This is a genomic window from Streptococcus sp. STC1396, assembly GCF_058933875.1.
Genome location: NZ_JBZYCU010000057.1, coordinates 1 through 562, shown reverse-complemented (window position 1 = coordinate 562; position 562 = coordinate 1). Strand labels below are relative to the sequence as shown.

Sequence of the window (562 nt, the reverse complement as noted above, 5' to 3'; positions counted from 1 at the left end):
TTTTGCATGCCCTTTTATGGCTCAAAAAGTGTTAAAAATAAGACAGTAACCTCGGAATAGCTACTGTCTTATCTCATTTTTCACTTAAAGCCTTGACAGACTTGACAAATGGTAGAAAAGAGCCCAATTTTGTCCTCTCCAGATCTTAGCTGACATCAACCCACTACAGTTGACAAAGAGCAAAAAAACTAGTATCGGGAAGACAGGATTCGAACCTGCGACACCTTGGTCCCAAACCAAGTACTCTACCAAGCTGAGCTACTTCCCGAGAACAATCTAAAAACGGAGTCATGAGACTTCGTTCTAATATGCACCCTAGAGGAGTCGAACCTCTAACCGCCTGATTCGTAGTCAGGTACTCTATCCAGTTGAGCTAAGGGTGCTCTTCATCATACTAAATACATTATAACATAAAAGTCAAAAAAATCAAACTTTTATGCACCCTAGAGGAGTCGAACCTCTAACCGCCTGATTCGTAGTCAGGTACTCTATCCAGTTGAGCTAAGGGTGCTCTTTTAAACTCTCATGCCGAGGACCGGAATCGAACCGGTACGATCGTTGC

General features: G+C 42.7%; 3 tRNA genes. All 3 read right to left on the bottom strand.

The annotated features are described in order from the left end of the window. Positions 1-194 precede the first annotated feature (194 nt). The 3 genes from AC5FEC_RS10410 to AC5FEC_RS10400 all read right to left on the bottom strand — a co-directional run bounded on the left by AC5FEC_RS10410 (position 195) and on the right by AC5FEC_RS10400 (position 511). A tRNA-Pro gene (locus tag AC5FEC_RS10410) sits at positions 195-268 on the bottom strand. 41 nt (positions 269-309) lie between these two features. Next, a tRNA-Arg gene (locus AC5FEC_RS10405) sits at positions 310-383 on the bottom strand. Positions 384-437: 54 nt separating this feature from the next. Then, a tRNA-Arg gene (locus AC5FEC_RS10400) sits at positions 438-511 on the bottom strand. Positions 512-562 lie beyond the last annotated feature (51 nt).